General features: G+C 32.6%; 13 protein-coding genes. 11 read left to right on the forward strand and 2 right to left on the reverse strand.

The window, feature by feature from the left end:
* The first annotated feature begins 51 nt into the window (after positions 1–51).
* Both D1817_04205 and D1817_04210 read left to right on the forward strand, forming a co-directional pair.
* Complete coding sequence (locus tag D1817_04205) at positions 52–2,448, forward strand: TonB-dependent receptor (protein ID AXT19094.1); 2,397 nt, start codon at positions 52–54, stop codon at positions 2,446–2,448.
* A gap of 422 nt (positions 2,449–2,870) precedes the next feature.
* On the forward strand, positions 2,871–4,028 hold the full coding sequence (locus tag D1817_04210) for a class A beta-lactamase-related serine hydrolase (protein ID AXT19095.1): 1,158 nt from the start codon (positions 2,871–2,873) through the stop codon (positions 4,026–4,028).
* Positions 4,029–4,191: 163 nt separating this feature from the next.
* On the opposite strand, the gene D1817_04215 is transcribed toward D1817_04210, so the two are convergent.
* Together D1817_04215 and D1817_04220 are read right to left on the reverse strand one after the other, a co-directional pair.
* A complete protein-coding gene (locus D1817_04215) occupies positions 4,192–5,535 on the reverse strand; it encodes a sensor histidine kinase (GenBank protein ID AXT19096.1) in 1,344 nt (447 codons plus the stop codon).
* Positions 5,525–6,880 carry a sigma-54-dependent Fis family transcriptional regulator gene (locus tag D1817_04220; protein ID AXT19097.1) on the reverse strand — a complete coding sequence of 452 codons (1,356 nt, stop codon included), beginning with the start codon at positions 6,878–6,880 and terminating at the stop codon, positions 5,525–5,527. The genes D1817_04215 and D1817_04220 overlap by 11 nt, the downstream gene beginning before the upstream one ends.
* A 206-nt stretch (positions 6,881–7,086) precedes the next feature.
* Between D1817_04220 and D1817_04225 the strand changes: the two genes are divergently transcribed.
* From D1817_04225 to D1817_04265, 9 genes are all read left to right on the forward strand, one after another.
* Positions 7,087–8,337 (forward strand): efflux RND transporter periplasmic adaptor subunit, encoded by a 1,251-nt coding sequence (locus D1817_04225; protein AXT19098.1) that lies wholly within the window; start codon positions 7,087–7,089, stop codon positions 8,335–8,337.
* A gap of 27 nt (positions 8,338–8,364) precedes the next feature.
* The gene (locus tag D1817_04230) at positions 8,365–9,042 is read left to right on the forward strand and encodes an ABC transporter ATP-binding protein (GenBank protein ID AXT19099.1); all 678 of its coding nucleotides are present in this window, start codon (positions 8,365–8,367) and stop codon (positions 9,040–9,042) included.
* 30 nt (positions 9,043–9,072) lie between these two features.
* On the forward strand, positions 9,073–11,475 hold the full coding sequence (locus tag D1817_04235) for an ABC transporter permease (protein AXT19100.1): 2,403 nt from the start codon (positions 9,073–9,075) through the stop codon (positions 11,473–11,475).
* Positions 11,476–11,492: 17 nt separating this feature from the next.
* Positions 11,493–13,943 carry an ABC transporter permease gene (locus tag D1817_04240; protein AXT19101.1) on the forward strand — a complete coding sequence of 817 codons (2,451 nt, stop codon included), beginning with the start codon at positions 11,493–11,495 and terminating at the stop codon, positions 13,941–13,943.
* 79 nt (positions 13,944–14,022) lie between these two features.
* Positions 14,023–16,401, forward strand: coding sequence for an ABC transporter permease (locus D1817_04245; GenBank protein AXT19102.1), 2,379 nt, complete (start codon positions 14,023–14,025; stop codon positions 16,399–16,401).
* 23 nt (positions 16,402–16,424) lie between these two features.
* A complete protein-coding gene (locus tag D1817_04250) occupies positions 16,425–18,806 on the forward strand; it encodes an ABC transporter permease (protein AXT19103.1) in 2,382 nt (793 codons plus the stop codon).
* Between the two features lie 24 nt (positions 18,807–18,830).
* Positions 18,831–19,505, forward strand: a complete 675-nt coding sequence (locus D1817_04255; GenBank protein ID AXT19104.1) for an ABC transporter ATP-binding protein — start codon at positions 18,831–18,833, stop codon at positions 19,503–19,505.
* Positions 19,506–19,557: 52 nt separating this feature from the next.
* On the forward strand, positions 19,558–20,940 hold the full coding sequence (locus D1817_04260; protein AXT19105.1) for a TolC family protein: 1,383 nt from the start codon (positions 19,558–19,560) through the stop codon (positions 20,938–20,940).
* A 101-nt stretch (positions 20,941–21,041) separates the two neighbouring features.
* A complete protein-coding gene (locus D1817_04265; protein ID AXT19106.1) occupies positions 21,042–21,521 on the forward strand; it encodes a CAP domain-containing protein in 480 nt (159 codons plus the stop codon).
* The last annotated feature ends 8 nt before the right edge of the window (positions 21,522–21,529 follow it).

Raw genomic sequence — 21,529 nt, forward strand, 5'->3', positions numbered from 1 at the left:
TTTTAATGATTATAGAGTGGTTCATATTTGTACCAAACAAAAATAGAAATTATGAATACTCGAACACTTTTTACCGCTTTACTTATACTAGTATCTGCTTTCACGAAAGCGCAAACACTAACAGGAACCGTAGTTTCGGAAACTCAAGAACCTTTACCTTATGTAAATGTGATTGTAAACACACAAGAAGGCAACCTTATAAAAGCCGCTATTACTAATGAACAAGGCGTTTTTAAAATACAAGACCTTTTCCCTAATACATACAATATTGTAGTATCTTTTATAGGATATAAAACTGTTGAAAAAACAATTACGATTACAGCAACATCTCTTGAATTACCCTTAATTCAAATGAAAATAGATACCGAAACACTAGATAGTATTACGGTAGTGGCTCAAAAACCTATTATTAAAGTAGAGCCTGACAAAACCGTCTTTAATGTAGCAGCTACTGTAAGTAGTGCCGGTAACAATGGTATTGAATTATTACGAAAGGCCCCTGGCGTACGTTTGGATAACAATAATAATGTTATTGTCGAAGGAAAAACAGGCGTATTAATATATATAGATGGACGTCAAAGCTTTTTACAAGGAGATGACCTTACAGCCTATTTGCAATCGTTACAAGCTGATACTATTGAAAGTATAGAGATTATTACACAACCTTCCGCTAGATACGATGCCGCTGGAAGTGCAGGAATAATCAATATTATTTTGAAAAGAGAGAAAGGATTAGGTATTAGAGGTAGTGTGTCTAGTACTGTGACTTTGGGAGATTATCTGAGAACTAATAATACGATTTCATTCACTAGCCGACTTAAAAAATGGAATATATATGGAACATATTCCAACTATTTGGGACGTTCTACCAGTTTTATTGACCTCTTCCGAATTCAAGGAAATACTATTTTTGATTCTCAATCAGATTCAAAATTCGATGGATTCTCTAATAATATTCGTTTTGGTGCAGATCATTATCTAAATAAGAAAAGTACGATTGGAGGAGTGATTACTACCAACCTCAATGATACGGAGAGTACTACCAATAGTCGAACTCCAATTATTGATCGTACTACAGGAATTGTAAATAGCATTTTAAATGCTCCGAATAGTGCTGAGAATAGTACAGTAAATATAGGAGTGAACCTCAACTATCGTTATCAAGATACCACAGGAACCCTATTTAGTACCGATGTAGATTACGGACGTTATACCCTTGATCGACTCAATGATCAACCTAACTTTTTTCTAGCTCCTTCAGGAGAGATACTTAATGAGAATATCACATTACAGAATACGCCTATTAATATTGATATTTATGCTGCTAAAGCCGATTATCAACAAAACCTTGGAAAAGGGACTTTTGAAACAGGAGTAAAAGCTTCCCAAGTACGTACAGATAATACTTTTGACTTCTTTAATATCATCAATGGAGAAAATACCTTAAACCTTGATCGAAGCAATGAGTTTATTTATGATGAAAAGATTTATGCAGCTTACGCGAAATACAACTTCAGCACTGAGAAATGGAAGTTCCAAGGTGGATTACGTGTTGAAACTACCGATGCTGATGGCGATCTAATTGCAGAAACAGAAGAAAATAATCAATCGATAAGTCTAACTTATACAAATCTATTTCCTTCGGCAGGATTGACCTATGCCGCTAATAGAAATAATTCCTTTGCATTAATCTATAGCCGAAGAATTCAACGTCCTAACTATCAGGATTTAAACCCATTTGAATATCAGATTGACGAATTGAGTTTTAGACGTGGAAATCCCTTTTTACAGCCTCAATATATCAATAATGTAAAGTTATCTCATACATATAAATATAAGCTGACCACAAGTTTTAATTATTCTTATATCAGTGACTTCTTTGCTCAGGTTACAGAAGCTATTGACGATACAAGAAACTTTATAAGTACACGTAATGTTGCTGATCAAGAAGTGTATAATATTAGTGTGTCTTATCCTTTTAAAGTTAATAATTGGTGGAGTGCCTATGCTAATGTATATGGATCATATAATAGATTCATCACAACGGATGAGGCATTTATTCCGATTTCACAAGAGACCTTTGGATTTTATGCACAGAATACTATTCGATTACCTAAAGATTTCAAGTTGGAGGTCAGTGGATGGTTTAGTAGTCCATCGATATGGGGAGGCACTTATGAAATAGAGAGTTTAGGTTCGCTGAATCTAGCCATTCAAAAGAGTTGGAAACAATGGACAGCAAAGATTACCTTAAATGATGCGCTTTTCACGATTCCTTGGAATGGTACGACACAGTTTGGTGATTTATTTATTGATGGTCGTGGGGGAAGCGATAGCCGTAATGTGAATTTTTACGTACAATATAGTTTTGGAAACTCGGATGTAAAGAAAGCCCGTAAGCGCAAAGGAAGTTTAGAAGACGAGAAAGGAAGAATAAATAGAGAATAATATAATATTGCAAAACGTATTCTAATTCAATAATAGGATTATATAGATAAAAATTAGCTGCATTAAAAAATCTTATTTATAGTGAAGTATTAAATCTATACAATTCTATTATCAAAAGGTTCGATATTTTTTCTGTACACTCTATTAAGAAGCTCCTTGAGAAATTAAGGAGCTTCTCTTTTGGAATCAAACGAAAAACTTCTGCTGAAACAGAAAAAAAGATAATAACATTGAGAAGCAGCATGTGTTTTTTACTTAATAAAATGTGAAATAATATAAATGAAATCATAAAGTTTATATAAAATATAATTATACAAGATTAGTGTTTTGAATATAATAGGAATGATTGTTAACTTGCCCAAAAATCTTTCCAATTTCATTTGAAAAAATATATTAAAATACCCATAGTTTTCATAGCTCTTATGTGTGTTTTCTTATTTATCACTAATTCTTCAGCATTTAAGGAAGTAAAGGAAGCAAAAGAAGTAATTACAGCATCTGTTCCAGCTCATTCAAAAGAGGAACCCCGCATTTTAATAGAGAGATATCCCGAAAAGAGGACAAAAGATGTACGCCATAAATTAGATTCATTATTAAAACGTATTAATAAGAGACATGATTTTCACGGATCGATTTTAGTAGCAAAAAATAATAAAATCTTGTATGAAAATCAGATAGGTTTTGCAGATTTTAAAAAGAAAACTCTTATAAATGAAAAATCTGTATTTCAATTAGCTTCAGTAAGCAAGCAGTTTACTGCTGCAGCTATTATGATACTTAATGAGAGATGCGAAATTAAACTTACTGATACTATAAATACCTATTTCCCAAACTTTCCTTATGAAGGAGTGACTATTGAAAATCTTTTAAATCATACCGCTGGATTGCCAAAATATTTTTGGGTAGCTGAGCATAAATGGCATCAAAAAAAAGCACCTGTAAACAGCGAAATGATGGAGTTACTAGAGTCAAGTAATGTGCAGCGATTCTTTAAACCAGGACGTAATTTTGATTATTCGAATACAGGTTATTTTGTTTTGGCTTCTATTGTAGAAAAAGTTTCTGGAACATCATTTGGTTCTTTTTTGAAAAAAAACATTTTCGAAACACTACAGATGGAAAACTCATATGTGTATAGTTTTGAAAATGATAGTATTAAAGAAAACCAATTAGATGGATATCGATTGTATAGAGGATGGAGGCATTTGAAAATTAGAAGTACAGTAAATGATGCTATTGTTGGTGATAAAAATGTATATACTACTATAGAAGATTTGTTTAAATGGACTCTAGGGTTAAATACTGGAAGATTATTGACAAAAGAATCATTAAATCTTATGTATTCAAAAGGAGAAACCATTTACGGAAGAAAAGTACCGTATGGTTTTGGATTTAGGATTGACACTAGAGAGCAAAAAAGTATCTATCATCACGGTAAATGGAATGGATTTAGTACAGGACTTACAAGATATTTGGAAGACGATCTAGTAGTTATCGTTTTAGAACACAGTAGTTATAATGCTATAAAATCACTTAATAAAAAAATAAAGAAAATTGTTGTTGAAAATTTCGGAACTTAATTTTTCAAGAATCACAGGAGGATGTTTAACTCCATTTTGCTTTAAAGTAATAAAAATGGAGATAACTCTTATTTAACCAAATTTCAATAAGTTAATGTTGTTTCTGTTTTATAAAATTGGAGTTGTTCTCTCAATTTAAATCCTAAAATATTTTTGTGATACGTTAAAACACCAAGCTAAAAACTGAACCTTCGTTTTCAATACTTTTTACCGTTATTTTCCCTTTGTGAAGTAACATAATTTGTTTGCAAAGACTGAGACCGATCCCACTACCTGTAGTTTTGCTGGTAAAGAAAGGAACAAAAATATTTTCTAAAATTCCTTTAGGGATACCAGAACCATTGTCAATCACTTTAATAGCGATATCCCTATTGGAGAGCTCAATAGCTATCACTTTTATATGCGCATTGTCTTGACCTTTACAGGCGTCAACAGCATTTAAAATGAGGTTAATTAATACCTGTTCAATAAGATGATTGTCAATATCCAGTTCTAACTTAGGAGTTTCAATTTTAAAATCGATATCAATATGTTTAGAAGCTATGGAAGGCTCCATTAATAACTGAATATTATTAAACAATTCAGAAACCCGTATTTTTTGTAAATTTAAATGATTGACCTTATGTAAACTTCGGTATGTTTTTGCGAATTTTAGGAGCCCTTCACTTCTGTTTTTAATAGTTTTAAATCCTGAGTTGAGATCTCCCAATTCTAAGTGTGATTCTTTAGGTTGCTCAATTGCCAATTGTAAATTTTTCTGTAATGTATCGGCTAATGAAGAAATAGGGGCTATAGAATTCATGATTTCATGAGTCATTACACTCAATAATTTTTTCCAGGATTCCGATTCATTTTGATTTAGTGTATCATCAATATTTTGAATAACAATAAGTTTAAAAGCATCGTCTTTAACCTGAAAAACAGTATCTGATATCAATATTTTAATACTTTCATTTTGAAGTGCAATTGAGGTAGAAATAGGTTCTCTATGATATGTTTCAAATATTATGTTAAACAATTCGGGTTTTCTGCTTTCAACAAAACGAACATTTTTAAAAGAAGGCAAATCTAAAGTGTCACTAAACGAGTCATTAGACCATAGTACATCACCAGATTCAATATTATAAGCAATAATGCCAATGTCTACCATTTCCAATATTTTTTGGAGGTATACATATTGCGTCTGATTATCGGCATTTATCTCCTTTATAGTTCGATTAATTTCGTTAAAACCGGTATACAAAAATCGGATATCTTTTGGCCCTTTATCCTCTGGAAACCACCTTGAAAAATCACGATACTTAACAGCTTCAAAAAAATCATCCATAGCCGAAAAACGACGTTTTACAAAAGAATAGGTGTTTGTAGTGATATACAAAAGCCCTATGCTAATAAGAATGATAGCTAAAGTATGATTAAGGTTAATAGCATAGATCAATCCGAGACATAAACCAACTAAGAGGAAAATTCTAAAAAAAAGTCGAAAAATATATCCCTTATAGTTCATATTTGTTTAACCGTCTGTATAAAGCTGCTCGAGTAATACCCAATTCCTTGGCAGATTTTGAAATATTTCCTTTATTTTTTTCTAATACAGTAAGAATAGTATTCTTTTCAACAGCATCTAAATTTAAATTAATTGTTTCAATATCAGTTTTTGCTTGAGAAGTACGTTCAATAGAAGAGAATACCAAATCTTCAGGTTTTAGAATGTTACCATCGGTCATTATCACTGCACGTTCCAATACATATTGAAGCTCTCTCACATTTCCGGGGAAATCGTGTTTCTTTAATTTTGAGATAAATCCTGAATCAAAAGAAAAAGAGTTTTTGTGATATTTATCGGTATAAAGTGAAACAAAATACCTTGATAACTCAGTAATGTCTGTGCCACGGTCTCTAAGTGGTGGTACAATAATATCTACTGTATTAATTCTATATATCAAATCTTTTCTAAATTTCTGCTCGTTAGCTAAGGTTTTAAGATCAATATTTGTAGCACAAATTAGGCGAATATCAATAGAAACAGGTGTGTTAGACCCTAAAGGGATGACTTGTCTGTTTTGTAGTACTGATAATAACCGAGCTTGTTGGTCGAGACTTATATTCCCTATTTCATCTAAAAAAAGAGTACCTCCGTTAGCAGCTTCAAAGCGTCCTATTCTATCTTCTCTGGCATCTGTAAACGCTCCTTTTTTATAACCAAATAATTCACTTTCAAACAAAGAAGTTGTTAAAGCACCTACATCTACTTTAATAAAAGGTTGATTACGTCTGTTAGAATGCTCGTGCAATGCTCGTGCAATTAAATCTTTACCAGTGCCATTTTCACCCAAAATCAATACATTAGCATCGGTAGGAGCCACTTTTTTAAGTTTTACAAATACCTCTTTCATCACGTCACTTTTCCCAATAATTTCGGTACTATCTGTACGGATTGCTATTTTTTTGGATGCACTTGTTTTTTTATTGTTTAATATCGTAGTGATGATATTGATCATTTTTTCGTTCTCCCAGGGCTTTACCAAAAAGTCAGAAGCTCCTTCTTTTAAGCCTCTAATTGCCAAATCAATATCGGCATAGGCTGTCATTAAAATAATAGAAGTATCTGGTTGTTGTTTCAGAATTTTATTTAGCCAAAAAATACCTTCATTGCCTGTATGTACTAGACCGTTGAAGTTCATATCGAGTATAATAATATCAAAATGAGTCTGTCCGATTTGGGATAAAATATTACTGGGGTTCTTTTCAGTAATGACTTCCTTTACCAAGGGTTTTAATAACAATCGTAATGCTGTGAGTACGTCAACGTCATCATCTACAACTAATATGCTTGCATTTTTTAATACCATTACTGCAATAATACAATATTAAATTCAGCCGAAAAAAAATAGAAAACTAAAAATATATGGGATATAAAAGTGTGCATTTTTGAACATAAAGTGTATCGTAATCGAACACTTTTAATTAAAGTTTAATTTGTAAACATTTGATTTGCAAATAGTTATTTTTTTGGCATTATATTCACTTACTATTCTTTATAATTAAAAATTGAACAATGGACGTACCCATTAAAAAGAAGAGATTTTCAAGACAAAAATTAGGATTTATAGGAGGTATTATAGCCTTTATTGCCGTAGTAGTTTATATTTTTATACAAACTTCGGGAGGGACTAAATTAAATGTAGAGAAAGAACGTATTTCTATTTATACGGTCGCCAATGATGTGTTCCAAGAAAACATCCCTGTTAATGGTATTGTATTACCAATTACCACAATTTATTTAGATGCGTTAGAGGGTGGAAGAGTTGAAGAAAAATTTGTCGAAGATGGGGCAATACTGAAAAAAGGAGAACCTATTTTAAGGTTATCAAATACCGATTTAGAATTAAGTCTAGTAAATCAGGAAACTTCTGTATATAATTTATTAACGCAGATGCAAATTTCGCAGAATGCAGCGCGGCAAAATACAATTAATCGTCAAAATCAATTTACTGATGTCGAAAATGGTCTTACTGAAGCAAAACGCGTATATGAGTTAAATAAAAAACTATACGAAAAAGGAGCCATTGGGCGTCAAGATTACGAATCTTCTACTAATAATTATGAATATCAAAAAGAGCGTATGCGATTAGCGAAACAGGTTTTAGCAGAAGATTCTATTTCGGCGAATCTACAAGTCAATCAAGCTAAAAGCTCGTATGTTAGAACACAAAGTGCTCTAGAATTGATGCGAAAAAAAGTAGGAGACTTGGTGGTACGTGCACCTATTGATGGACAACTTACTTCTTTAGATGCTGAGATTGGGCAGTCTATTAATAAAGGCACTAGGTTAGGTCAAGTTGACGTTACTAGTGGCTATAAAGTTAGGGTAGATATTGACCAGCATTACATTTCAAGAATTTATACAGGGCAAATGGGAACGGTTAAAGTAGATAACAAATTGTATGCATTACAAATTAAAAAAGTATTCACTCAGGTTGATAATGGACGTTTTCAGGTAGATATGCAATTTGAAACCGATGTTCCCGAAAGTATTCGTCGAGGGCAAAATTTACAAATACGCCTGGCATTAAGTGCAGAAAAAGAAGCACTATTAGTAGCTAAAGGCGGATTTTTTCAAAAAACTGGAGGAAATTGGATTTTTAAAGTGAGTGAAGATGGACAAACAGCTTATAAAGTAAATATACGATTAGGTAGTCAAAATACAGAATATTATGAAATTGTTGAAGGATTAAACCCTGGAGATAAAGTAGTAACTTCCAGCTATGATACCTTTGGAGATATAGAAGAACTGATTTTAAAATAGAAAAAACAATCAATTAAAATAAATATAATGATACAGATTAAAGACTTAGAAAAGTTTTACAAGACTGAAGAGGTGCAGACCATTGCTTTAAACAAATTGTCCTTTGAAGTAAAGGAAGGCGAATTTGTTGCGATTATGGGACCTTCGGGTTGTGGAAAATCTACATTGTTAAATATCGTAGGCCTACTAGACGACCCAGATGGTGGTAGTTTTAAGTTTAACGGGACAGAAGTTTCGGGTTATAATGAACGTAAACGCTCCGAGCTCAGAAAGCATAATGTGGGCTTTGTATTCCAGAGTTTTAATTTGATTGATGAACTGACCGTATTCGAAAATGTAGAATTACCACTTATTTATACTAATGTAAAACCAGCAGAACGTAAAAAAAGAGTGGAAGCGGTTTTAGAAAAGATGCAAATTATGCATCGCCGCAATCACTTTCCACAACAGCTATCAGGAGGTCAACAGCAGCGTGTTGCTGTGGCGCGTGCTGTAGTCAATAATCCAAAATTGATTTTGGCCGATGAACCTACAGGAAACTTAGATAGTACCAATGGTAATGAAGTAATGGATTTATTGATTGATCTTAACGAAGCGGGAACCACTATTATAATGGTAACGCATAGTGAGCACGATGCAAAATACAGTCATCGAGTCATCAGAATGTTAGATGGACAAAAAGTAACCGAGAATATATTGGTATAGTATTATCATAGATCAAAAAATTGAACAATTATGATTAAAAATTATATAAAAATAGCGTGGAGGAATCTACTTAAAAATAAAGTGTATTCATTTATTAATATCTCTGGTCTAGCTATTGGTATGGCAGCAACAATGCTAATAGGGCTTTGGATTTTTGATGAACTTAGTTATAATAACTACTTTAAAGATAAAGCAACTATTGCTCAAGTATTACAAAATGAAACTAATAATGGAGAAACTGATACTGGTCCTGCAATCCCAAGACCATTAGAATTTGCATTACGAGAAAACTATAATGATGATTTTAAACATATTGTGATGTCTTCTTGGGAAGATCCTAGATACTTAAGTTATAAGGAAGTTAATATTAATAGACTAGGATTCTCTATGCAAGAGGCTGCGCCAGATTTATTGAATTTAGAAATTGTTGAAGGAGTTAGGGATGGATTAGAAGAAAAGAATTCAATTATGTTATCTGTATCTACAGCTAAGTCATTATTTGGAGATGACTCAGCAGTGGGTAAAATTATTAAGGTGAATAATCAAAGTGATGTGGTAGTCACAGGGGTTTATAAAGATATTCCAGAAAATAATTCATTTAGTGATATGGATTATTTAATGCCTTGGGAACATTACATTGATCGTGGATGGATTAATGCAGCCAAGGATGCATGGGGAAATAGTTCTTTCCAAATGTTTGTTCAAATTAACGAAAACACAACAATGGAAGCTGTAACCTCTAAGATTATAGATGTAAAAAAAGTAGGAGATCCAGGTGAAGCTCAATTTAATCCTGAGATGTTTTTAGCTCCTATGGAAGATTGGTATCTAAGAGATAATTTTGAAAATGGAGTACAATCAGGCGGGCGTATTGAAAATGTATGGTTGTTTGGAATAATAGGACTTTTTGTTCTATTATTAGCATGTATAAATTTTATAAATTTAAGTACAGCGCGTTCAGAAAAAAGAGCCACAGAGGTAGGTATTAGAAAATCAATAGGCTCACAACGGGGACAACTTATTTTTCAATTCTTGAGTGAATCTTTTTTAATAGTTGTTTTATCATTTATATTAGCTTTAGGTATTGTATTACTATTTTTAAATGGATTTAATAATTTAGCTAGTAAATCTATAGTATTTCCTTGGACTAATCCGATTTTTTGGTTAATTTCAATATTATTCGTAATAATTACAGCAATTCTGGCAGGCAGTTATCCTGCACTGTACTTATCATCTTTCAACCCTGTTACAGTTTTAAAAGGCACTTTTAAAGCAGGGAGGTATTCTTCTTTACCACGTAAAGTTTTAGTTGTATCACAGTTTACCATATCAATAGCATTAATCATAGGCACGTTGGTGGTGATGAATCAAATACAGTTTAGTAAAGACAGACCTACAGGATATGATAAAGAAGGGTTAATTCAAATACCAGTATTAAGCTCTCAGTTTATAGGTAAGCACGAGACGATGCGTAATCAATTTATTGCATCTGGTGGAGCTATAAAAATGACAACAATGAGTAGCCCTACTACAGATGTATGGTCTAATCGGAGTGGATATACTTGGGAAGGAAAGCCAAAAGGATTTCAAGAAGATTTTGCACACACATCTGTTAACTATGATTTTATAGAAACATTAGGATTAAAGTTAATTGCAGGTAGAGGGTTCTCTCGCGAATTTGCTACAGATTCTACTGCGGTTATTCTTAATGAAACAGCAGTAAAATATATGGGAATTCAAAACCCAGTAGGCAAGTATATTAGGGATTCAGATCCTAATGACCCAAGACCTGAACCGCCTCATAAGATTATAGGTGTTGTTGAAGATATGATTGTACAATCACCTTATAGTCCTGTAAAGCAAGCATTGTATGCTTTTGATATAAATCAGAGCATCAGTTTCTATAATTTAAGATTAAATCCGGATAATAGTATTAGTCAAAATATAGGCATTATTGAGAGTGTTTTTAAAAAGAATTTTCCAGATACACCTTTTAGTTTTCAATTTGTAGATGAGCAATATGGTAAAAAGTTTAGATCGGAAGAGCGCATTGCTAGTTTGGCTAAAGTATTTACTGCATTAGCAATTTTTATTAGCTGCTTAGGACTTTTTGGATTAGCATCTTTTGTAGCAGAACAGCGTACTAAAGAAATAGGGGTCAGAAAGGTTTTGGGCGCCTCTATTAGTCAGCTATGGGTATTATTATCAAAAGACTTTATAACACTTGTAGTTATAGCACTTTTAATAGCATCACCTATCGCTTATTATATTATGGGGCAATGGTTGCAGAAATTTAGTTATCGTACATCGGTAACAATAGATGTTTTTGCTATAGCCTGTTTTGGCGCTTTAATAATTACTTTAATCACTGTAAGTTTTCAAGCGATAAAAGCTGCAATATCAAATCCTGTTAAATCATTGCGTACAGAATAAATAAAAACTAGAAAGTTATGTTTAAGAATTACTTTAAAATAGCATGGCGAAACATAATGAAACACAAAGTGTTTTCATTTATAAATGTCATAGGGTTAACCATAGGTTTAAGTGCCTCATTTGTTATTGGTTTAATGATCTATTACGATTATACCTTTGATACGTTTCATGAAGATGCTGATCGTATTTATAGGGTGGTTACAGATTTTGAAGATTCAGATACTAAATATAATAATAGTGGTATTACGCTAGCTTTAAAAGATGTTATTGCTGATGATCCAAATTTTGAATCTATTGCAGAGTTTTATGTGGAAACACCTTCTAAAGTTGAAAACAGATCAGAAGATATAAAAATCAATTGGCCTCAGTTTGTCATCTATGCTACACCTGAGTATTTTGATATTCTTAGTTATAAATTTTTAGCAGGTGATAAAACAGCTTTAAATCAACCTAATAAAGTTATACTAACGGAACAAAGGGCTAAAAATTATTTTCCAAGAACATCACTTGAGAATATTATTGGTAAAACCTTGATTTATAATGATTCTATTAATATATCTGTAGCGGGTGTGGTAGAAAATTTTAAAAATCGTAGTGATTTTGTATTTCAAGAATTTGTGTCACATGCTACAATATCGCAAACGCGATTGCGAGATCAATTTATAAATAAACGTTGGGGAAACACAAATTCAGCTTCGCAATTATTGATAAAAATGAAAGCTGTAACAGATGTTGATATTGTTCAAAAACGATTGAATGATTTAGCGTTAGAACACACTAGTGAAGCAATGAAAGAGCGAGGGAGTAAGCGTTGGTACAAATTACAACCTTTGAGCGATATCCATTTTAATGAAGATTATAAGATTTTTGATTGGACTAAAGGACAAGCAAGTAAATTACTACTACGAAATCTAGCTTTAGTTGCTATATTTCTTTTGCTTTTAGGCTGTATTAACTTTATCAACCTTAATACAGCACAAGCCTCACAACGTGCAAAAGAGATAGGGATTCGTAAAACTTTAGGGAGTTCTAGAAAACAACTCATCTATCAGTTTATAGGAGAGACATTTATATTAGTATTATGTTCTGCTATACTATCATTGATATTATCTAGATGGTTGATTCATGTATTTTCAGACTTTGTACCTCAAGATTTAAGTTTTGAATTGTTTAAAACCCCATTAATTATCATGAGCATTGTTGTTTTACTTCTAATAGTAACTTTATTATCAGGGTTTTATCCTGCTTTAGTATTATCAAAATTCAATACCGTTTCCATATTAAAAAATAATATAGCAGTTGGAGAGAGAAAAGTGAGATTACGTAAGTTTTTAACCATATTTCAATTTACTATTGCTCAAATCTTTATAATAGGAACACTGTTAGTAGGCAGGCAAATTAATTACCTGTTAAATAAAGATATGGGCTTTAAAACAGATGCTGTTGTATCGGTATATAGTCCTAGATCTGAAGGTGAGTTATTAAAAAAAGAACGTTTTGTAGAAAAACTTAATACTATACCAGAAATTAATAGTGTTAGTTTAGGTGGTACTCCTCCTGCATCTGTATCTACAAGTACAAGTATATATGCACATTTAAATGAAGGAAAACAAGTTAATACAACAGTCCACTTTATTTATGGAGATACCAATTATCATAATGTTTTTGAAATCGATTTATTAGCAGGTAGAATATATCGTAATGACACAATTAAAGAATTAGTAATTAATGAGAGGTATAGTAAAATTTTAGGATATACTAATCCAGAAGATGCTATAGGAAAATCAGTATATGATAATAACGGACAATTGTCTATTGTTGGGGTTATGGCAGATTTTCATCAACGTTCTTTAAAAGAAGATATTGAGCCTATGGCTTTAATAGGTGATTGGTATAGATCTATTTTTGGGTTCAGTCAATTTATGGGAGTTCATATTGCTTTAAATAATGAAACACCACAAAATTTAAAAATAACACTTTCTAAAATTAAAGAGGCTTATGCTTCTGTGTATACTGAAATCGATGATTATCGTCTAGAGTTTATGGATGAAACTGTGGCTACATTTTACAATAGAGAACAAAAAATATCTAAACTTTTAAATTGGGCAACAGGTTTGTCTATACTTATTAGTTGTTTAGGGCTTTTAGGCTTGGTCATTTATACAACGAATCGTCGTGTAAAAGAAATTGGGGTGCGTAAAGTTTTAGGAGCATCACTGTTACAGTTAAATACACTTTTATGTAAAGAGTTTTTAATACTCGTTGCTATAGCATTTGTATTGGCTGTGCCAGTAGCTTGGTATGGTGTGTATTATTGGTTACAGGACTTTGCTTATAAATCAAGTATTAGTTTTTGGGTGTTTATTATTGGAGGTATTGCAATGATAAGTTTTGCATTATTGGTAATTAGTATAAAAACATTACAAGCAGCTAATACCAATCCAGTAAACTCGTTGAGATCAGAATAAATAAAAACGAATTTTAAACTATGAGGATTATCCTATGAATTCATTGCTAACTAAATAGATTATCAAAAAAACAGCAACCATGTTAAGACACAATATTCGTATAGCATTACGCAATTTTAAGAAGAGTAAGAGTAGTTTTTTAATCAATGTCATTGGACTTTCTACTGGATTAGCCTGCGTATTGCTTATTGTGCTATGGATTAATGATGAAAAACTTGTGGATGCTTTTCATGAGAAAAAGGAATCCATATATCAGGTGATGTCAAATCATGATGTGGAGAATAAAATTATAACTATGGATAATAGCTCTCTTCTTTTAGGAGAGGCTTTGGCTGAAGAAATCCCAGAGATAACATCTTTTACCACTACAAATGCTGATTTTATTACGCCCATAGGCTTGTTTTCCAACGAAGAAGAAGAATATCTGGGCAAGGGCATCTTTGCCTCTCCCAATTTCTTCGATACATTTTCTTTTGATCTGTTAATTGGAGATATAGGTAATGTGCTTACAAAGAAGAATAGTGTTGTGTTATCTGAAGACCTAGCAATAAAGCTGTTTAATACCCCTGAGAATGCTATAGGTAAAACGCTCAATTGGGACTATAAATGGAGTGATGGTTCTAAAGAAGAAACCGTGGAAGTATCAGGTGTTTTCAAAAATATTTCCTCGTATTCTACATTAACATTTGATGCCGTAGTTTCTACCGATTTACTGGCAGAAGCCTCACGCTGGGCGAGTGATTGGAAAAGTGGTTATGCAAAAACGTATTTGACCATAAAACCAGGGACAGATATCACAGCTTTGAATACCAAAATTGCCAAATATCTAACAACGAAAACTGATGGTCGTGAGATAGTTACTCTTTTTGTACAGCAATTTTCAGAACGTTACTTAAAAGCTCCCTACGAGAATGGTGTGCAATCCGGAGGTAGAATTACGTACATTAAACTATTTGCAATTATTGCCATTCTCATTTTATTGATTGCTTGTATCAACTTTATGAACTTATCGACTGCGCAAGCTAGTAGACGATTAAAGGAGATCGGTGTAAAAAAGGTGTTGGGCAGTCGTCAGAAAGCACTTGTAATTCAGTTTATAAGTGAGTCCTTTTTGCTTACCTTGTTTTCAATGATTGTGGCCCTTATCATAGTGAGTTCGGTATTGCCCTATTTTAATCAGGTTACAGGGAAATCCATTTACCTAGCTTTTAGTTTCAATTTCATCCTATCCCTTTTAGGACTTATGGTCGTTACCGGGGTTTTAGCTGGTAGTTATCCGGCATTCTACTTATCGAGTTTTACTCCTATTTCAGTTTTAAAAGGAAAGTTAAGCCAATCTTTTGGCGACCTATGGATACGAAAGGGGCTCGTGATTTTTCAGTTTGCTTTATCGGTCATTTTTATCATTGGTGTTTTTATTGTGAATCGTCAAATGGCCTTTGTCATGGAAAAGAACATTGGATATCAAAGGGATAATATTGTTACATTTGACATTCATAGCGATACAGAAAACCTAGATACATTTATCAACGAATTGAAAGGTATTTCAGGTATAGCTCATGCCTCATTTATGAACGGAAGCATATTGGACGGGACGGACGGCCAAAGCGGTTTTATGTGGCGAGGTAATCCACGTGATAAGGGTATTATGTTCCAATCGCCCAGAGTTGGCTACGGTTTTATTGAAACTGTGGGTATAGATATTATAGAAGGGAGAACTTTTTCAAGGAAATTTAACGATGATCATAATAGAATCATTCTTAATAGGGCTGCAGTAGCACTTATGGAGTTAGAAGACCCTATAGGGGTGCGTATTGACAAAAGCGGTGAAGCTATGGAAGTTATCGGTGTTGTGGAGGATTTTCAGTACGGATCACTTCACAAAAAAATGGAGCCGCTCATTCTTAGATTCAGAGATTTTGGGACAAGTATTGTGATGCGATTTGAAGATGCTGTTTCCTTTGACATCATTAATCAGATAGAAGAGGTCTATCATACGTTTCAACCCGGATATCCATTCGAATTTTCATTCCTCGATACGGAATATCAACAATTATATGAGGCAGAGAATAGAGTAGCGACCTTGTCAAAGGTCTTTACTTTATTTGTGGTTCTTATATCCTGTCTGGGACTTTTAGGTCTAACCATTTTTAATTCGGGACAAAGACGCAAGGAAATAGGTGTTCGTAAAGTGCTTGGAGCCAGTATGATGACCATTGTCGCTCTATTGTCCAAAGATTTCCTAAAACTTGTTGTAGTGTCTATTTTAATTGCTCTTCCAGTGGCCTGGCTAGTTATGCAAGATTGGCTTCGGGACTTTGCGTATAGCATACATCTGGAATGGTGGGTATTTGCGGTGGCAAGCCTTATCGTGGTAATCATCGCATTAATAACAGTAAGTATTCAAGCCATTAAAGCAGCAATGGTTAATCCTTTAGAGAGTTTAAAGGTGGAATAAATTAATCAAAAAACGAAACAATCATGATAAAAACAAATTTAAAAATAGGGTTTAGAAGTATTTTAAAGCATAAAGGATTTTTAGCTTTAAATGCTGGAGGATTGATTATAGGATTAACTGCAGTGTTACTCATTAGTCTGTGGGTGTATAGCGAATTAAGTTTTAATAAATCATTTAAAAATTATAGCGATATCGCTTCTGTAATGCAGCATATTGCTGAGGGTGAGGAGGTTAGAACTTATACAGGGCAACCTATGCAATTAGCTCCAGTATTAAGAGATGCTTATGGAAACCATTTTAAATATGTTGCAACAAGCACAAGAGATCGTGAATATGATATTGATTATGGTGAAAAGGTGTTATCCATTAGAGGAAGGTTTGCAGAACCAGATTTGGCATTGCTTTTAGATTTAGAAATGGTAACTGGCAGTAGAGAAGCACTTACTGATATGTCATCCATCTTAATATCTAAAAGTACGGCTGAAAATTTATTTGGTTCAGAAAACCCAATAGGAAAAGCTTTTGATTTTAGCCCAACAATGAAAGTTAAAGTAGCTGGGATTTATGAGGATTTACCCAGCAACTCAAGTTTTGATGATACAGGATTTATTGCCTCTTTTGAACTTTTAAAAACAACTCAAGGTTATGAGGAACGATTAGGATGGGGAAATTTTTGGTTTCTGGTGTATGCGCAATTACAAGATGGGAATACACTACAGGAAGTATCTACACTTATCAAGGATATTAGGAATGATAATTATACCGAAAGCACAAGAGAAGCTAAACTATTTTTGCACCCTATGTCTAAATGGCATTTGTATTCTGAGTTTGAAAATGGAGTTAATGTTGGCGGAGACATCACTGGAGTCACTGTTTTTGGCATAATTGGTTTATTTATATTGTTTTTAGCTTGTATTAACTTTATGAATTTAAGTACAGCTAATGCACTAAAAAGAGGTAAAGAAGTAGGAGTTAGAAAAACCTTAGGCTCTTCTCGAAAACAATTAGTCTTTCAGTTTTTTACAGAATCGTTTGTAATTATCTTCTTTTCATTTTGTATTGCATTAGGGTTTGCCTATATATTACTACCTCAATTTAATGTCATTACCTTAAAAGAACTTGCAATCCCTTTTAGTGACCTTTCATTCTGGGGAATTAGTGCTTTATTAATATTTATTACGGGTATTTTAAGTAGTTTATATCCTTCAATATACATCTCAGGATTTAAGCCTGTAAAAGTCTTAAAAGGTTTAATTAGTGGTAATAAAAGCGCTGTCGCCATAAGAAAAACACTTATCGTTACTCAATTTGTTATATCAGGTGTACTTATTATAGCAACTTTAACAGTTATGAGTCAAATCAATCATGCTAAAAATAGACCTATCGGATTTAATAAAGATTTACTGGTTAGTATGCCTATTAATACGAGTAAAGTACGTCAAAGCTTTGATCTTATTAAAAGGGAATTTGAAGAATCACCATATATAGATCAAGTTACTGCCTCTGATGTTAGAATAACTAGTACAACTACAACAAATGGTGGTTTTGAATGGAGGGGTAAAGACCCTAAACTTGAAGAAGAATTTTATACTATACGTGCTACTGATGGTTTTGGTAAGATGGTAGAATGGGAAATTATACAAGGTAGAGATTTCTCAGCTCAATTTGCTAGTGACTCCTTAGCATTCATAGTCAATGAAGCTGCTGTAAAATATATGGGTTTTAAAAATCCTATAGGTGAATATGTAAAATGGGGAAAAAATAGAAATTATGAGATCATAGGTGTTGTAAAAGATATGGTAGGATTATCACCTTTTGACCCTATAGTACCTACACTATACATATTGCATCAAGGGGATTTCTTAAATTATTTTAACATTAAAATAGCTTCTGGAGATAATGCTATACAAGGCGCCCTTGCTAAAATGGAATCGGTATTTCAAAAACATAACCCAGAGAATTTGTTCTCATACAGATTCATGGATGATGATTACCAACGAAATTTTGATGCCGAAAAACGTGTTGCAAAACTTATTGGCTTATTTGCATTGGTTGCCATTTTTATAAGTTGTTTGGGTGTTTTAGGCTTATCTACTTATATGGCGATACAACGAAAAAAAGAAATCGGCATTCGAAAAGTATTAGGTGCTTCTGTACAAGCGATATGGCAATTATTATCTAAACAATTTATGGTATTGGTATTGATTTCTTTGATTATTGCTATCCCAATAGGTTATTATATTTCAACTTTATGGTTAGAAGAATATAGCTACCGTATTAGTGTAAATTTTGGCATTATAGCATCATCAGGAGTTATTATATTAGGTATTGCATTGCTTACGGTAAGTGTTCAAATCATTAAAGCAGCTGTAGTAAATCCTGTAAAAAGCTTAAGAACAGAATAGATATAATTTAATAAAAACATATAAATGCAAAACACATTATTAAAATTAAGTCAAGCATCAAGAACTGTTAATTCAGGAAGTAATAAAGTAACATTGCTTAATGAAATTAACTTGGATATAAAAGAAGGCGAATTTATATCACTGATGGGGCCTTCTGGGTCAGGGAAATCTACCTTGTTAAATTGTATAGGGATGTTAGATAATTTTACTGGAGGAGGATATGTTTTTTTGGGTGACCCGGTACATAGTATGAAAGAAAAAAATAGATCCAAACTCTATAAAGAATATATTGGTTTTGTGTTTCAGGCATATCACCTTATTGATGAGTTAACCGTTTATGAGAACATTGAAACACCTCTTTTATATAAGAAAATAAAATCTTCAGAACGAAAAGGAATGGTAGCCGATATGTTAGATCGTTTTAACATTGTCGGAAAAAAGGATTTATTTCCATCACAATTAAGTGGAGGTCAACAACAATTGGTAGGTATCGCACGAGCATTGATTGGAAATCCGAAATTAATTTTAGCAGACGAACCTACAGGAAACCTTAACTCTAAGCAGAGTGTTGAAATTATGGAGTTGTTCTCTCAATTAAATCAGGAAGGAGTAACAATTATTCAGGCTACACACTCGGAGCGTAATGCAGCTTATGGTTCTAGAATTATACACTTACTTGATGGAAAGATAACCTCTTAATAACTAATAAATCATGATACGTACATATATAATATGCATCATCATTAGCTTGATGACCTGGAAAGGGCTTACCCAAAATCAACTAAAAGAAACCTATTCATTAGCAGAATGTATTACAATAGCTTTAGAAAATAATTTAGATATAAAATCAGCAACTATAAGTGCTAATTCTGCAAAAGTGAACCATCAGCAATCTAAAACAGATTTATTGCCTAGTGTAAATGGTAACTTTAATTTAGGAGTCAATACTGGCCGGAGTATAGATCCTTTTACTAATGACTTTATCAACCAAGAATTAACTTTTTCTAATGCTGGGTTAAATATTGATGCTACTGTTTTTAATGGATTTCGATTAATTAATAGGACTAAACAAAATCGTTTAAACCGAAAAGCATCCGAAATAGAAGTAGAAGCCGTCAAACAGGATATCACTTTAAGAGTAACACTAGCATATTTACAAGTGTTAAATAGCGAAGCTGTTTTTCAACTATCAAAAACACGTTTAGAAGCTACCCGGCAGCAACTTAATATTAGAGAAAGTTTTTATAAAAATGAATCAGGAAACCCAGCAGATTATACAGATATACAAGGCCAGATTGCAAATGATGAAACCAGTGTTGTTATCGCAGAAAATAATTGGAATAATGCAAAGTTAAACCTTATTCAGTTGTTGAATTTAGATGATAAGATTGCTATAGAAACAAAAGATTTTATTTTAGATTTTAAAACATACAACTTGTCTGCTGACGAGGTCTATCAAGATGCATTGCAAAATTGGTTAGCTTTTAAAGCAGGTGAGCTACGTGTTGAAGCCGTAAAAAAAGGAGTGAGTATTGCTAAAGCACAGTTTGTTCCAGAAATTTCTGTTTTTGCAGGAGTGAATACCAATTTTTCTAGTGCTGCTCAAACTTTTACATCTACAGGAACAAATATTATAGAAACGGGGGATTTTGTAACCGTAAATGGAGAAAACTTATTGGTAATGAGTGAACAAACTAATTTTGAATCTCAAAATATCGGATTCCGCGACCAATTGGATAATAATTTGAATACAGTAGTAGGGCTTTCAGTAAGAATACCACTTTTTAATGGGTTAAGAGCAAGAAATAATGTAAGACTAGAAAAAAATAGAGTTAAAGAATCTACCATAACTTTAGAGCGTAACTATTTGGATATTAAAAATACTATTGCTCAAGTCCATTTTGATATGATGACAGCTTACCAGCGTTGCGAAAGTTTACAAAAACAAGTAGAAGCTTATAAAGAATCATATCGAGTTAATGAAATAAGGTTTAATAACGGAATCTCTAATTTTTTAAATTATATCACTAGTAAAAATAATTTTGAAAACGCTAAAGTAAATCTAATCAACGCCCAATACGAGTATGTTTTGCAGATAAAAATTTTAGAGTATTATCGTGGTAACTTTAGTTAAACAAAGCTTTTGTTACAGGTTTTTTTATTTCTGAAAATAAATAGTTTCATCTTTTTTAATACTAAAATTGACTTTTTTAAGTTATTAAGAAAAACTTTTTTATGAACAAAAAAATAACCTACTTAATAATCCCATTATTATTATTCATGGCTTCATGTTCGGATGATGAAACTTTCAATTTAGATGATGATGATACTATCTCCATAAGCTCACAATCTATCACTGAAGAAATTTTAGAATTAGTAAACGAACACCGTCAAACTATAGGAATGTCTAGTTTGTCTAGAAATACGGTTGCTGATAGTTTAGCAATTGTACATACTAATTATATGATCTCCGAAAGGAAAATTAGTCATGATAATTTTGATGAAAGATTTGAACAAATGCAATTAAAATTGAATGCGAGAAGCGCTGGTGAAAATGTGGCCTTTGGTTACCCAACTGCAGAAACGGTAATGACAGGCTGGCTTAATAGTACAGGACATAGAGCTAATATCGAAGGTGATTTTACACACATAGGAATTGCAGCAATAAAAAATAGTCAAGGCACATACTATTATACCCAATTGTTTTATCGTTAATTGATTAT

The sequence above is a fragment of the Flavobacteriaceae bacterium genome, assembly GCA_003443635.1.
In the GTDB taxonomy this organism is placed as follows: Bacteria; Bacteroidota; Bacteroidia; order Flavobacteriales; family Flavobacteriaceae; genus AU392.